Consider the following 14,807-nt stretch of genomic DNA (forward strand, 5'->3'; position numbering starts at 1 on the left):
AAACGGCAGAATGCGCCGCATGACCGCTTCCGTCGCCAAGCCCCAGGTCGCGTTGCCTTTGCTGACCCTGATCAGCGCCACCGTCGCCATCCTTGCCTTGTCCCAGCCGCCGCAGTTGCCGCAAGGGCTGGGCTTCGTCTTCAAGCCGCTGACCACGCTGCTGATCCTGTTCTACGCGCTCAGACGCGGCAGTGATCAACCGCGCCTGGCGCGCTGGCTGCGCGCCGGTCTGCTGTGCTCGCTGGTGGGCGACATCGCCCTGTTGTGGCCGGAGCAAGGCTTTCTGCCGGGGCTGGTGAGTTTCCTGGTGGCGCATGTCTGCTATGTCGTGGGCTTCTGCACCCAGGTCAGGGCGGGGGCGGTGCGCTGGCCCTTCCTGATGTTCGGCGTGATCGCCGCCACCGTGCTGGGCAGTCTGTGGGCGCATGTGCCCGCCGAGCTGCGCGCGCCGGTGGTGGTGTATGTGCTGGCGCTGTCCGGCATGGCCGCCCAGGCCTGGGCCTGGTGGCGCCGTCGTGTGGGGCAGGCTGATGAACCCCGCGCCCGTTGGGCCGCTTGGGGGGGCACCTTGTTCGTGTTGTCGGATGCGATGCTGGCCATTCACAAGTTTGCCGGTCCGATGGAGATGGCCAGCTTCTGGGTGCTGGCCAGCTACTGGCCGGCCCAGTGGTGCATCGCCAGCAGCTTGCGCGCCCCGGCGTCGATGCGGATGGCGGCATGAACTTCATGATTCCGCTTCGTCCGGCGGCCTGGATGGCGCTGGTGGCTTCGGTGCTGTGCGGCACCGCCGGGGTGATGCTGGCGCAGCACTACCCGATTCATCCCGCCTGGATGCTGGCGGTGTGGACCGGCGTGGCCTTCGCCTCGTTCTTCGGCTGGCAGAGCCTGCCGATGCTGGTGCCCGCGCTGGTGCCGGTGATCGGCCTCGCGCCCTGGACCGGCTGGTTCGCCGTGGAGGAACTGGACCTGCTGGTCCTGGCGGTGGCTGCCGGCGGCTACGCCGCGCTGGCCATCACCGAGCCGACCACCCGGCCGGTGGCCTGGCGGTTCCGGGCGCTGCGTTGGCGGTCGGCGGTGCTGGTGCTGATGTCGGTGTTTGCACTGTCCGCCGCGATCTCGGTGATGCGCGGCGTGGATCAGGCCGGCGGCCTGCATCCCGGCTGGTGGCAGGGCTATCAGGAATCGATGAACAGCCTGCGCCTGGGCAAGCCGCTGCTGCTGGTGCTGCTGTTGCTGCCGCTGTGGCTGCAGGCCTCCAACCTGCGACCCTCCGCCGTGCTGCGGCTGGCGCGCGGCGCCTGGGTGCTGGTGCTGCTGACGGCTTCGCTGAGCGCCATCTGGGAACGCTGGATCTACACCGGCCTGCTGGATTTCTCGACCGACTACCGGACCACCGGCGGCTTCTGGGAGATGCACATCGGCGGCGCGGCGCTCGATGGCTGCCTGGCCATCAGCGCGCCGATGGCCCTGCTCTGGCTGCTGAGGGAGCGCCAACCGGCCCGCTTCGTGGCGGCCATCGCGGTGATGCTGGTCGCTTTCTACGCCTGCCTGACCACCTTCTCCCGCGGCGTGTACCTGGCGGTGCCGATCGGCCTGGCGGTGTGCGCGGTCCTGTGGGCCGTGCAGCAGCGTCAGGGCACGCCGGAGCATGACGCAGCGCCATCCGCCTACTTGCCCGGCGATGCGGCCTTGCCGGTGGGCTGGACCCTCATCCTGCTGAGCAGCGTGGCCGTGGCGGCCTGGGTGCTGTTCGGGGCCGGCGGCTACCGCGCCTTGCTGGCCCTGGCCGGCAGTGCGGCCCTCTGGGTGGCGCTGCCCGCGCGCCGCGCGACCTGGCCGGTATCCCAACTGCGCACCGTGCTGGCGCTGAGTCCGCTTCCGGCCCTGGTGCTGGCGCTGGCGGGCTGGGCGCTGATCGATCTGGTGCCCAAGATCGCCTATGCGCTGGATGGCGCTCTGATCCTGCTGGGATTGGTGCTGTGCTGGCGCTGGCGCCATGGCGTGGTCCAGCCGGTGCAGGCCTTCCTGGTGGTGTCGACCTGGATCGCCTCGCTGGCCGCCATCTGGCTGGTGGCGTTCCACTGGGGCGAAGGGCGGGATTCGCTGCTGATTGCGGCCGTGCTGGCGTCGCTCGCCCTCGGCTGGCTGGCCACGCAATGGTCGGTGCGGCCGGCGGCGGCGCTGCGCCAGGCCGACTGGCGGGTCCGCGGCCTGCTGTGGACCGCCTGTCTGCTGGTTTGCGGCGTGGTGGCCTCGCTCGGCGGCGGGGGCTACATCGGCCAACGGATGTCGACCGGTCAGCAGGACTTTGAAGGCCGGATGACCCACTGGGGCATCGGCCTGGGTCTGCTGAAATCGACCGATGAATGGCTGCTCGGCAAGGGCACCGGCCGCTTCCCGGCCAGCTTCGCAGCCGGCGGACCGTTCGAGGACCGGGTCGGCGACTACCGCTGGAATCCTGGTACCGATGACCCGTCGCAGGCGACGGCCGCACCCGGCATGCTGGGCATGTCGGAGGTGCCGACGGTGACGCTGAGCAGCGGTCTGCATCAGTTGGGCCATGGCGAAATGTTCCGGCTGAGCCAGCGCCTCCAGGCCGTGAGCGGCCAGGTCGGTGCGACCGTGGTGCTGCGCACCCAGCAACGCACCCGCATCCGGGTCGAGATCTGCGAGAAGCATCTGCTCTATCCGTTGCGCTGCATCGATCGGGAAGCCGATGTGCAGCCGCTGGGCGGAGCCTGGCAGACGGTGCAACTGCCGATGGGCACGGCGCCGGCGGACTTCGGCGGCTCGCGCTGGATGCCGCGCCAGCTCACCGCCGCCGTCGCCCTGAACTGGCGCGGATCGCTGGTGGAGTTGCGGGGCGTGCAGATCGCGGACAGCCTGCATGGGCCGCTGCTCTACAACCCCGATTTCGCGGGTGGCATGGCGCGCTGGTTCACCTCCAGCGATCGGATCCACATGCCCTTCCACATGAAGAGCCTGCCGCTGCATGTGCTGTTCGAGCAGGGCGTGCTGGGCCTCGCGCTCTGGCTGGGCTTGCTGGCCAGCGCCCTGTGGCGTTGCTCGCTGGGCGCGGCGCGGCGGCATCCGCTGGCGCCGGCCACCGCCGGGGGGCTGATCGGTTTCCTGATCGTCGGCCTGTTCGACAGCCTGATCGATGCGCCTCGCATCGCCTTCCTGTTCTACGCGATGCTGGCGCTGGCGCTGGGTCTGCGCACACCGTCGCGGCGAGTCCCGCGCGGCGAGGAGGTGGACGACACGCCGCTGGAAACCCAGTTCGCCGATGCCGATGGCGAGAGCGAACGCATGCCGCTGGCGCCGGCCCGCCGATCACGGTCGGGCGAGGCCTGACCACGGGCGTCAGGGCGATCGCCCATCCCACATGCGAGAACGCCCGCCGGGGTCACCAGGCGGGCGTTTCTGCTTTCGGGGCGGCTGCACCGGTGCCGATCGGCACCGGGCTGACGAGCGTCACATCCCCTTGAAGAGATGGGTGTAGCTGCGGCTGACTTCCAGTTTCTCATCCAGCCCGCGCACGCCGACCAACTGGCGGCCGCGGAAATCGCGGGTGATGCCGTTGATCGCCTTCACATTGACCAGCGTGGAGCGATGGATCTGCCAGAACACCGCCGGATCCAGCTCATCCACCAGTTCCTTGATCGGCTTGCGGATCAGGGCTTCCACCTGCGGCGTCTGCACCCGGGTGTATTTTTCATCGCTGATGAAGAACAGCACGTCTTCGACCGGGATCATCTGGATGGCCTGGCCCACCGAGGCCTGGATCCACTGCAGGTACTTCGGCGCCGAGGACGGATTCACCTTGGCCGACAGGCTGTGCAGCAACTGCTGCAGGGTGCCTTGGCTCGGACCATCGGGCTCCGCCTCGCCGCTGCGCTGGGCCAGCCGCGTCTTGATGCGCTGCACCGTCACCGCCAGCCGCTCGCGTTCGGCGGGCTTGAGCACGTAGTCGCAGACGCCTTGCTCGAAGGCCTCGACCGCGTACTGGTCGTAGGCGGTGATGAAGACGATCTCCGGTAGCGCCCAGTCCTCGTCGTCGGGCAGTTGCGCGATCTGCTTGGCGGCTTCGACCCCGGTCAGGCCCGGCATCCGGATGTCCAGGAACACCAGGTCGGGACGGAGTTCCCGGGTCATTTCGACCGCCTCGAGGCCGTTCTTGGCCTCGCCGACGATCTCCAGCTCGGGCCAGACCTCGGAGATGCGGCTGCGCAGTTGCTCGCGCATCAGCCGTTCGTCGTCGGCCAGGACGGCGCGGGGGGCAGGGGCGTGGGTGTCGTTCATGGCGCGGATGTTAGGTCAGCCGAAGCGGGCCCGAATCGGGAGTGTCGAGAGGGTGGGGCGGCCGCGCGCCGTGGCTCGCCGCCCTGCGGCGGTCATCATTCACCTGGGCGTCGACCGCGTGGTCGTCGACCCGATGACGTCGATCAGGTGGACATGGACGGCTCGGCAGGGCCGTTTGCCGAGGGCGCCGAGGGCGCCATCGGTGCGGCCTGGGGCGGGATGGCCGCGCGACGCGGACGGCGGTCCCGCACCAGCAGCCAGATGATCACGCCGACGACCAGCAACGGCGATCCCAGCACCGCTCCCAGGCCCAGCACCGCCGCCGCGCCCAGCGCCAGGACCGCCAGCATGAGCAGCAGCGGCAGGCCCACGCCGAGCAGCAGCACCAGCGGCAGCACCAGGCACAGCGCGCCGATGGCGATCACCAGCCCCAGGCCGGCGCCGAGCGCTTCGCCCAGGTCCAGGCTGTGCCAGAGCACCTCCTCGCCGTTGATGTTCAGGTGCACGCCCGGCAGGTCGCCGAGCAGCCCGATCGCGGCGATGCCCAGGGCCAGCGAGGCCAGCACCATCACCAGGCCGAGGATCAACAGGGTCTTGAACAGCGTTTTCATGCGTGGGCTCCTTGGTCATGGGCGGAGGAGGTGGACGTCGTGTCCGCATTCGCGGTCGCGGACGACGCGGTCCGGTAAGGCACGGTGATGGTGACCACCGTGCCGCTGGGTTGGTTTTCCGAGACGGTGACGCTGGCGGTCTTGCCATACAGCAGCGACAGCCGCTCCCGGATGTTGGCCAGTCCGACGCCGGTGCCGGCGGTGGCGGCACGGCCGAAGCCCAGGCCGGTGTCGGCCACGGTCACCGTCAGCTTGCCGTGCACCACCTCGGCCTTCAGGCGCAGGCTGCCGCCCTCGGCCTTGGGCTCCAGGCCGTGCTTGATCGCGTTCTCGACCAGGCCCTGGATCATCATCGGCGGGAACTCGGCCGACAGCAGGCCGTCCGGCACCTCGATCTGGGTTTGCAGCCGCTCTTCCATGCGCATCTGGAGGATGTCCAGATAGGGGCGGATCACCGCCATCTCGCGGCCCAGGTCCCGCACGCCGCCGTTGGCATTGGCTTCGCGCATCGTCGGCATCGAGGCCCGCAGCAGGGCGATCAGGTTGCGCTGCATCTGGGAGGCGCGCGGCGGATCGGTCTCGATCAGGTGATCGATCGACGCCAGGGTATTGAACAGGAAGTGCGGCTCCACCTGGGCCTGCATCGCGGCCATGCGGGCTTCCACCACCTGGCGGCGCAGGGATTCGGCTTCGGCGGTTTCGGTGGCCTTGGCGGCTTTCACCTCGGCCTGGATGCGGCCTTTGTAGGTGGCCTTGATCAGCACCGACGCCAGGATCACCAGCAGCGCCAGCTTGTCCAGGAATTCGCCCAGGCGCACCGTGCGGTAGCGGATCTTGCGTACGCCGTCTTCCACATCGGCCTTGGCCTGTTCCAGCTCGCGACGGGCTTCCTCCGCATCGGCCTGGGCATTGCGGGCCTCTTCGGCGGCTTCCTCCAGCGCGCGTTTGGCGTCCTCGACCGCCTCGCGCACCGCTTCGCGCTGCCGCTCGCTGGGAATGCGGATGTCGACCGAGGGCAGGTTCGGGTCCACATCCGAGGCCGCCTCCGACGCCGCCTGCGGATGCCGCGGCACGATGCGCACGCCCCGGCCGTCGATCTGGATCTCGTAACGCAGGCCGTCATCGTCATGGCCGGCGCCGGAGGCTTCGGTCGCCGGTGCGGCCGGCTCGGCAGCCTTCTCTGCGGGCGCAGGCTTTTCCTTGCGGGTCGACTTGGCGGGGCGGGATTTGGGCGGGGTCGACACCTCGCGTTCCTCGGCCACCCGCCAGGTGAACGAGAACGGCGGCAGCTCCTGCAGGATGTTGGCGCCGATCACCAACAGCACCGACAGAATGGCGAACCGCTTCCAGGTGATGGAGACCAGCCAGCTCGCGTAGACGTGGAAGCCGTGCTCCGCGGACCGGGCGTAGGCCTGCCAGCGTTGGGCGGGGGTGGGTTGAGCGGGCATCGGGGCGTTCATGGGAGGACCTGTCTGTTGCTTCGCACTGTACGCAAGTCGCTCGCGCGGCTCCTTGGGGTGGCGACGCGCCGTCATCCCGGCGGCATGAACTGCCAGGATCAGCGACAGGCCGAGCCGCACGCGGACGGGCGGCGACCGGGCTTGACAGAGGAGAAACGACACCGATGCACCAGATTGGATCGGGTGCGGCTTCGGTTCGTGAGCGATGTCACGGTGCCGGCGCCAACGAAAAAGGCCTGCTTGCGCAGGCCTTGTGCAGGCGTGGGAAACGCCTGGGACAACGAGGACGTCAGGGGCGCCGCTGACGCCAATGACGCCGATGGCGCCGGTTCGTCTTACTGCTTGACGGCTTCGACCTGGATGACGATCTTCACGTCCTTCGAGAAACCGTAAGCCAGACCGTAGTCCACGCCCCACTGGGTGCGGTCGATCACGGTCTCGAAGTCGCCGCCGCAGACTTCACGCTTGAGCATCGGGTTCTGATAGCAGTTGAAGTTGGTGGCCTTCAGGGTGACCGGAGCGGTCTTGCCCTTGAGCGTCAGTTCGCCGGCCACGGTGGTGACCTTGTCGCCGGAGAAGCTGAACTTGTCGCCGACGAACTTGGCGGTGCCGAAGCTCGCCACGTCGAAGAAGTCCTTGCCTTGCAGGTGCTTGTCGAAGGCGGCGGAACCGCTGCTGATGCCGTTCATGTCGAAGGTGATCTCCACCTTGCCGGACTTGCCTGCGCGGTCGAACTGGACCGTGCCTTCCTTCTTCTCGAAGCGGGCGCGGTTGGTCGAGGTGCCGAAATGCATGATCTCGAAGGTCGCGTAGGTGTGGGTCGGGTCGATCGCGTAGGTCGCGCTCTGGGCTTGGGCCAGGCCGGCGACGGCGAGCAGGGAGGCCAGGAGCAGGGCTTTCTTCATGGTGTGGGATCCGTTTCGGTTGGGGATGGGGTGGTTGGGGGTGGGGAGGAACACAACAGCGGTCACAGCGGCGAGACGCCGGTGAACGCCAGCTTGAACTTCACTTGCACATCATTGGCGACGACGCTGACATCCTTCCATTCGCCTTCGCCGATGTTGTAGTCCAGACGCTTGATGGCAAAGCTGCCGACGGCGGTGGTGGTGCCGCCGGCCTGGGTCAGCGTGACCGGCACGACGACATCGCGCACCTGGCCCTTGATCGTCAGCTTGCCGGCGATCTCGAACTTGCCGCCGCCCAGCGTCTTGATGGCGCCGCTCTGGAAGGTCGCCTGCGGCGCCTTCTTGGTGTCGAACCAGGCCGGCTTGACCAGCTCGGCATCGGTGGCGGCATCCCCCAGGGTGGCGCTGGACAGGTCCACGCTCAGGCCGACCTTGCCGGTTTCCGCCTTCTTCGGGTCGAACGCCAATTGGGCATCGAAGCGCTTGAAGTGGCCGTCCACCGGCACGCCCATCTGCTTGAAGGTGAAGGTGATGTCGCTCTGGGCGGGCACCAGCTTGGCAGCAGCCGCAGGGGCGGCGGCCGCGGCCGGGGCGCTGGCGGCCGTCTTGGCGGCCGGCTTGGTCTGGGCGAAGCTGGGTGTGGCCGCCAGCATCAGGGCGGCGCTGATCACCGACAGCGCAGTGACGGACAGGGACGTGGCCAGGCGTGCAGTCATGAAAAGACCTCTTTTCTTCTGGAGTCGTGAAGGGGACGGCGTTGCCGAGGGGGAGGTTCGGACGAATGGGTTCAACCGCGGCCGGGCAGCATCCGCTGCAGCAGGCCGTCCCGGTCGATGACGACATGCTTGACCACCGCGCCCAGATGGGCGAGGACCAGGGCGGCCAGGCCGTAGGCGAACAGCTCGTGGATTTCCTTGAGCGTGTGGGCCAGCGCCTTGTCGGGCGAGACCAGGTCCGGCAACGGCAGCACGCCGAACCAGACGATCGGGAAGCCTGCGGCGGAGCTGTAGGCCCAGCCGCTCAGCGGCACCGCAAAGAAGGTCAGATAAAGCAGGCCGTGCACCAGGTGCGCGGCGCGGGCCTGCCAGGCCGGCATCGGCAGGTCGGCCGGCGGCTTGCTCGCCAGGCGCCACAGCAGCCGCAGTGCCGACAGCACCAGGATGGTCACGCCGGCCCACTTGTGCCAGTTGTAGAGCTTGAGCCGGGTCATCGAGAAGGGCAGGTCCGACATGTACAGACCCACGCCGAAGGTGGCGATGATGCCCACCGCCAGCACCCAGTGCAGCAGCATGGCGAAGGTGTCATAGCGCCGCTTGACGGGCTGGCGGGTGATCGGCGAGACGACGGTGGTCATGGCGGTGAACTTTCTTCTGTCGGGAACCAAGGCGCGGGGCCGTTGGTGTGGGAGGGAGTGTCAACGGCCATTCGCGCTTGTCGGTTCATCGGAACTGAGGCCATTGTTCAGTGGTTTTGAATGCCCCGCAGGTGCTTGCTTCACAGATTCGTCACGGCACCCCACGAGACTGCAAGACCCGACCCCTGAAGCGCCCCTCGGGGCGTTCACAGGTCGGCGTTGTCGTGGTCCCTCCGACCGCCGTTCCGGTTCTATCCCGTTGTCACAGGGAGTGTTCATCATGGATCTCATCGCCAAGATCGAGGCGTTGTTCAGCCGTCGCGGCCAGCTGCATTACAGCGCGGAATGCCGGGAGCCGGTGACGGCGCTGGAACATGCCCTCCAATGCGCCCAACTTGCCGAGTGGGCCCACGCGGAGCATAGCCTCGTCGCCGCCGCCTTGCTGCACGACATCGGCCAACTGATGGACGGCGCCGCCGGCGAGCCGCTGCTGGACGATCAGCACGAGCTCCTGGCGCTGCCGATGCTGCGCGCGGGCGGTTTCGGCGACGATGTGCTGGAGCCGATCCGGCTGCATGTCGGCGCCAAGCGCTACCTGGTGAGCACCGACCCGTCCTATGAGCCGTCGCTGACCGACGCCTCGCGACACAGCCTGGCCTTGCAGGGCGGGCCGATGAATGCGGAAGAGCGGCTGCTGTTCATGGCGCAGCGCCATGCGCCGGCCGCCTTGCAGCTGCGGCGCTGGGACGACCTGGCCAAACGGCCCGGCAAGCGCACGCCGCCGCTGGGCTACTACCTGGTGTTGCTGGAGGAGTTGCTGAAGGAGCAGCAGGCGCCACGGCGGCTGAGCATCGCCTGAGCACGGATGGATCACGGCCCGAGTGCGGCTCGGGCGCCGCCTGATCGCCGCCTGAGCGCGGCGCGGCAGGGCGTCGCATGCTGAAAGCAGCCGCCTGGCGCTCGTGTGGGATGACAGGGTGTGGCCAGGCTCAGGCCGTGGCGATGGCCGGGACCGCAGAGGGCACGGATCGTGCCAACCCCATCTCCCTCTTGAGGGGGATGGCTGCGAAAAATCCGGTTACGCATACTGGATCCCGATCGCTCGCTGCCTGGACCTCAGCGTGGTGATCGAGGGGAGGAGTGCTATGCCGACCTGCCGGAGCCCGTTGGGGCCGAGGGGGTCGGCATAGTTTTATCCGCCCAGGCTCAAGCGCTGCGATCAGCGCTTTTTTTGCGCCCGGCGTGCCGCCGTGCCACGTCCCCTGCGCAGGGGGGTGAGGATGACAGCCGCCCGGCCGGCTTGTATAACGTCCAACAACCATCCGCGCGAGTGATGCGCCTCTCGACCCCGCGCCGACAGAGCGCCACGTCGGGCTGACAGGCTGACAGGCTGACAGGCCGATGGGCTGGCGGGGCGATCCGGACCCCGCCTGGCACCGATCGGCCGACCTCGCGCGTCCAAGACCCGCGAAGCCAGCACGGCCTGAGGCCGGGCCGATGCCCGCGCCGCGACGGATGGCGGCCAAGGGAGGCCCGATGTCTGGCGATCTTCGATCGGCTGCACTCGACATGCTGTTCGCCCAGGACTTGCCGATCGGCTTGGCCCTGCTGGACAGTGACCTGCGCTATTGCGCCATCAATGCGACCTTGGCGCGGGCCAATGGGCTGGAGGTGGCGGCCCACCTCGGGCGCTCCGTCGTGGACGTCCTGCCGCAGGCGGCGCACGACCTGATTCCGCTGCTGCGCGGCGTGCTGGAGACCGGCCGTCCGCATCATTTCCAGATCGATGCCGAGGTCCCCAGCCTGCCGGGTGTCGCCTCTGAATGGGACGCCAGCTACCTGCCGGTGAAGGACGACCAGGGCCAGGTGGCCGGCGTGCTGGTGCGCGCCGCCAATCGATCGCAGGAGCGCGCCGACGAGCGACTCCGACGCGCCCGACAGGAAAGCGACCAGCGCCTGCGCCGCGTGCTCGACAACCTGTTCGTCTTCGTCGGCGTGCTGTCGCCGGACGGTCGGGTGCAGGAAGCCAACCGCGCGCCCTTGGACGCGGGCGGCTTCACGTTGGAACAGATCCGCGGGCGCGAGTTCTGGCTGACGCCGTGGTGGACCCACGATCCCCTGCTGGTGGACTGGCTGAAAGACGCCGCAGCCCGGGTGGCCCGCGGTGAAACCGTGCGGCGCGACGTGGTGGTGCGCATGGCCGGCGACACCCGCATGGACATCGATTTCATGATGGCGCCGCTGCGTGACGACCAGGGCCGGGTGACGCACCTGATCCCCTCGGGCATCGACATCAGCGCGCGCCGCGAAAGCGAGCGGGCCCTGGCGCGCAGCGAAGACCGCTTCCGCCGCGCCTTTGAGGGCGCGACCATCGGCATGGGCCTGATCGACACCGACGGCCGCATCCAGTTGGCCAACGAAAGCCTGGCCCGCATGTTCGGCTACACCCGCGATGAACTGGCCGGCAAGGCGGTGCATGACCTGGTGCCGACGCGCCAGCGAGAGGCCCATCACGGCCATGTCGGATCCTTCATGCGCCAGCCGGCCCTGCGCTACATGGCCAAGCGCCAGGAGCTGTATGCGCTGCGGCGCGACGGGACCGAGATTGCAGTGGAGATCGGGCTGAATCCGATGCCGGACTCCGACGGCCAGCAGGTGCTGGCCACTGTCAACGACGTGACCGAGCGCCGCGCGGCCCAGAGCCAGATCGAACGGGCGTTGCAGGAGAAGACGGCGCTGCTCAATGAAGTCCATCATCGGGTCAAGAACAACCTGCAGGTCATCTCGAGCCTGCTCAGCCTGCAGGCCCGCCATGCCGACGACCGCGTGCGTGATGCGCTGCGGGACAGCCAGAGCCGGGTGCATTCGATGTCCCTGCTGCATCAACTGCTGTATGAGCGGTCCGATTTCAGCGCGCTGGAGATGGGCACCTACCTGCGGCGGCTGATCCAGCTGTTGCGCGACACCTATCTGGGCCAGAGCCCGCAGATCGATCTGCTGGTGGAAACGCCGCAGGACCTGCCCTGGCGGATGGAGCTGCAGCGGGCAATCCCCTGCGGGCTGGTGGTCACCGAGCTGGTCACCAATGCCATCAAGCATGCCTTTCCCGACGGTCGCACCGGCCAGATCCGGGTGCGGCTGGGCGGCACCGCGCTGGGCGAAGTCGGCAGTCCGCCCGCGGCGACCGGCGGCGTGGGCGACCACGATCGCCTCGCCGAGGCCGATCCGCCCTGGCTGGAAGTGGTCGACGACGGCGTCGGCTTGCCGCCCGGCATGGCGCCGGGACAAGGCCGCAGCCTGGGCCTGCAACTGCTGCCGCTGCTGGCTGACCAATGCGGCGCCCGGTTGGGCATGGAATCGCAGGCGGGCACTCGGGCGCGCCTGACCTGGTGCCGCGACGCGGTGGGAGAAGCTCATGCTTGATGCCGCGGTCGACCGGGCGCGCCCGGTGCGCATCCAGATCGTCGAGGACGAACGCATCGTGGCGCTGGACTTGCGCTCCGGGCTGGAGCAGTTGGGCTACGAGGTGGTCGGCATTGCCGCCAGCGAGCCGGAAGCGTTGCGCCTGGCCACCCGCACCGTGCCGGACCTGGTGCTGATGGACATCCACCTTGATCGCGGCAGCGACGGCATCAGCGCCGCCCGGCAGTTGCGCGAGCTGCTGTCGGTGCCGGTCATCTTCCTGAGTGCGTATGGCGAGCCTGAAACTCTGCAGCGGGCCGCCCAGGCGGCGCCGTACGGCTACCTGCTCAAGCCGTTCGAACTGCGCGAACTCAATGCGACGGTCCGCATGGCCATGGTGCGTCGTGCGGAGGAGCGCAAGACCGAGGCGGCCGAGCGCCGCCTGCGTCTGGCCTTGGAGTCGGCACGGTTGGCGGTGCTGGAGCTGCCGGAGCAGTCGGCATGGTCGGATCCATCGGATCCGGTAGAGCCATCGAATCCGATGGCGCAATCGACGCCTTCGAATCGAGCGGCTCAAGCGGATCAAGCGGATCAAGCAGATCAAGCAGATCAAGAGGATCGGGCGTTGCCTCAGACGCTGGCGTCAGTCGCCGATCCCTCGGAGGCACCGACGCAACCGGCGGGTTTGGACGTCCTGAAGATTCGCGGCGGTGCCGGCAGGTCGACACCACCCCGGTCTCGGACGCTGCGCTGGACGGGACATGAATCCGTGCCGGAGCTGTCCACCCTGACGCGGTCCAACGCGCTGGCGGACCTGCGGGAGGGCCTGGATGCGCGCGGTCGCGACGCCCTGGATGCGCTGCTGCAGGTCGGCACGCCGATGGACCTGACCTGCGGCTGGCGTGGGCTGGATGAGCCCGTCACCCGATGTCTGGAAATCCACGCCCGCCACTTCGAACGCGAAGGCGTGGTGATGGGCATGGTGCGCGATGTCAGCGAGCGGGTGGAGCGCGAGAACCGGCTGCGCCAGGCGGCCGTGGCGTTCAACGCCACCGACGAGGCCATCCTGTTCCTGGACGCCGATCAGCGCGTGCTGGGCTGCAACAGCGCCTTTGCGCACCTCACCGGCTGGACCGAGCCGGATGTGCTGGGTCACCGACCGGAAGAGTTCCTGTTCTGTCGCCGCCAGGGCGATGCGTCGCTCGATCCGGCGCAGCATCCGTGGCAGGGCGAGGTGACCTGCCGCCGCCGTGACGGCAGCAGCTTCCCGGCCTTGCAGCACTTTGCAGCGGTGATGGATGACGAGGGCCAGGCCAGCCACCATGTGCTGAGCTTTGCGGACATCAGCGAGATCCGGCAGGCCCAGCATGAGCTGCGGCATCAGGCGCTTCATGACGCGCTGACCGGCCTGGGCAACCGCCTGATGTTGCAGCAGGTGCTGCAAGGCTGGACCGGCCGGCCCCTGGCCCTGCTGTTCATGGACCTGGACGGCTTCAAGACCATCAACGACACCCTGGGGCATGACGCCGGCGACGATCTGCTGCGCCAGATTGCCAGTCGGCTCGGCAGTCAGCTGCGGCGTGACGATGTGGCGGTGCGTCTGGGGGGCGATGAATTCGTCATCCTGCTGCCGCAGGTGGTGCAGGTGGACATGGCGCTGGCCATCGCCCGCAAGCTGCTGGCCGCCGTGGCGCATCCGGTGCGGCTGGAACTGCATGCGCTGCCCGACAGTGCACGCACCGTGGTGGTGACCGCCAGCATCGGCGTGGCCTTGTGTCCGGGCCATGTCGACAGCCCGCAGATGTTGCTGCGCGCGGCCGATGCCGCCATGTACCAGGCCAAGGCCCGCGGTCGCTGTCGGGCGGTGGCCTTTGAATCGTCGATGGCCGATGTCGCCAGCCATCGGCTGCAGATGGAGCAGGGCTTGCGCACCGCCTTGGCGCATCACGAGCTGTCGCTGGTCTGGCAGCCGGTGGTGGACCTGCGCGACGGCCGCATCGTCGGCGCCGAGGTGCTGCTGCGCTGGCGTCATCCGGCGTTGGGGGATGTCTCGCCGGCGTGCTTCATCCCGGTGGCCGAGGACATGGGACTGATCGCCCCGATCGGCGCCTGGGTGCTGGACCAGGCGGTGGCGCAGGCGGCCGCCTGGCGCAGTGCCGGCCTGCCGGACTTGCGGGTGGCGGTCAATGTGTCGGTGCGGCAGTTCGAGCAGGACGATGTGCCGGCCCTGGTCGCCGACACGCTGCGCCGGCACGGCCTGCCCGCGCCATGGCTGGAGCTGGAACTGACCGAATCCCTGATCGCTCAGGCGGCGTCCACCGGCCCGGCGCTGCAGCGGCTGCGCGAGCTCGGGGTGCGTCTGGCCCTGGATGACTTCGGCACTGGCTTCTCTTCGCTGGCCCAACTGACAGCGTTGCCCATGGACCGGCTCAAGATCGATCGCAGCTTCATGCAAGCGCTGTCGCAGGGCGGATCGGCCCAGGCGGTGGTGCGCAGCATCGTCGCCTTGGCCGGGGGCCTGAACCTGGGCATCACCGCGGAAGGCGTGGAGACGGCCGAACAGCGCGACTGGCTGCTGTCGCTGGGGGACATGGATGCGCAAGGCTGGTTGTTTCACAAGCCAGTGGCGGCGGAGGCGTTGGCGTCCATGCTGGTGCGCTGATCGCTCAGTCGCGCATGGCGTGCGCAGGCGGGGCGGCTGCCGTGTTGTTGGCGCGCCATGGTGCTGGTGTTGGCGTGTTTGTGCTTGGGCCGTCACTCTCCAAGCGCTATA

The 14,807-nt window shown here is 68.6% G+C and carries 11 protein-coding genes; 5 read left to right on the plus strand and 6 right to left on the minus strand.

Translation table 11 applies throughout. The annotated features are described in order from the left end of the window. Nucleotides 1–19 precede the first annotated feature (19 nt). Both N4261_RS02565 and N4261_RS02570 read left to right on the plus strand, forming a co-directional pair. Nucleotides 20–721, plus strand: a complete 702-nt coding sequence (locus N4261_RS02565; RefSeq protein ID WP_261758674.1) for a lysoplasmalogenase — start codon at nucleotides 20–22, stop codon at nucleotides 719–721. Next, the gene (locus N4261_RS02570) at nucleotides 718–3,354 is read left to right on the plus strand and encodes a hypothetical protein (protein ID WP_261758675.1); all 2,637 of its coding nucleotides are present in this window, start codon (nucleotides 718–720) and stop codon (nucleotides 3,352–3,354) included. Before N4261_RS02565 ends, N4261_RS02570 begins: the two co-directional genes overlap by 4 nt. A gap of 120 nt (nucleotides 3,355–3,474) precedes the next feature. Here the strand turns inward: N4261_RS02570 and N4261_RS02575 are convergent, their stop codons facing one another. The 6 genes from N4261_RS02575 to N4261_RS02600 all read right to left on the minus strand — a co-directional run bounded on the left by N4261_RS02575 (nucleotide 3,475) and on the right by N4261_RS02600 (nucleotide 8,632). Beyond that, nucleotides 3,475–4,302 carry a LytR/AlgR family response regulator transcription factor gene (locus N4261_RS02575; RefSeq protein WP_261758676.1) on the minus strand — a complete coding sequence of 276 codons (828 nt, stop codon included), beginning with the start codon at nucleotides 4,300–4,302 and terminating at the stop codon, nucleotides 3,475–3,477. Nucleotides 4,303–4,445: 143 nt separating this feature from the next. Beyond that, nucleotides 4,446–4,913 (minus strand): hypothetical protein, encoded by a 468-nt coding sequence (locus tag N4261_RS02580; protein WP_261758677.1) that lies wholly within the window; start codon nucleotides 4,911–4,913, stop codon nucleotides 4,446–4,448. Next, the gene (locus N4261_RS02585) at nucleotides 4,910–6,373 is read right to left on the minus strand and encodes a sensor histidine kinase (protein WP_261758678.1); all 1,464 of its coding nucleotides are present in this window, start codon (nucleotides 6,371–6,373) and stop codon (nucleotides 4,910–4,912) included. The genes N4261_RS02580 and N4261_RS02585 overlap by 4 nt, the downstream gene beginning before the upstream one ends. Before the next feature lie 335 nt (nucleotides 6,374–6,708). Further along, nucleotides 6,709–7,278 carry a YceI family protein gene (locus N4261_RS02590; RefSeq protein WP_261758679.1) on the minus strand — a complete coding sequence of 190 codons (570 nt, stop codon included), beginning with the start codon at nucleotides 7,276–7,278 and terminating at the stop codon, nucleotides 6,709–6,711. Nucleotides 7,279–7,340: 62 nt separating this feature from the next. Then, nucleotides 7,341–7,931 (minus strand): YceI family protein, encoded by a 591-nt coding sequence (locus N4261_RS02595; protein WP_261760590.1) that lies wholly within the window; start codon nucleotides 7,929–7,931, stop codon nucleotides 7,341–7,343. Nucleotides 7,932–8,065: 134 nt separating this feature from the next. Beyond that, nucleotides 8,066–8,632, minus strand: a complete 567-nt coding sequence (locus tag N4261_RS02600; RefSeq protein WP_261758680.1) for a cytochrome b — start codon at nucleotides 8,630–8,632, stop codon at nucleotides 8,066–8,068. A 280-nt stretch (nucleotides 8,633–8,912) separates the two neighbouring features. Here N4261_RS02600 and N4261_RS02605 point away from each other — a divergent pair, with 280 nt between their 5' ends. The 3 genes from N4261_RS02605 to N4261_RS02615 all read left to right on the plus strand — a co-directional run bounded on the left by N4261_RS02605 (nucleotide 8,913) and on the right by N4261_RS02615 (nucleotide 14,696). Further along, nucleotides 8,913–9,491 carry an HD domain-containing protein gene (locus tag N4261_RS02605; protein ID WP_261758681.1) on the plus strand — a complete coding sequence of 193 codons (579 nt, stop codon included), beginning with the start codon at nucleotides 8,913–8,915 and terminating at the stop codon, nucleotides 9,489–9,491. A 677-nt stretch (nucleotides 9,492–10,168) separates the two neighbouring features. Next, the gene (locus tag N4261_RS02610) at nucleotides 10,169–12,055 is read left to right on the plus strand and encodes a PAS domain-containing protein (protein ID WP_261758682.1); all 1,887 of its coding nucleotides are present in this window, start codon (nucleotides 10,169–10,171) and stop codon (nucleotides 12,053–12,055) included. Beyond that, entirely contained in the window at nucleotides 12,048–14,696 is a 2,649-nt protein-coding gene (locus N4261_RS02615; RefSeq protein WP_261758683.1) for a two-component system response regulator, read from the plus strand. The genes N4261_RS02610 and N4261_RS02615 overlap by 8 nt, the downstream gene beginning before the upstream one ends. Nucleotides 14,697–14,807: the final 111 nt, after the last annotated feature.

Source organism: Roseateles amylovorans, from assembly GCF_025398155.2.
GTDB classification, from domain to species: domain Bacteria; phylum Pseudomonadota; class Gammaproteobacteria; order Burkholderiales; family Burkholderiaceae_C; genus Roseateles; species Roseateles amylovorans.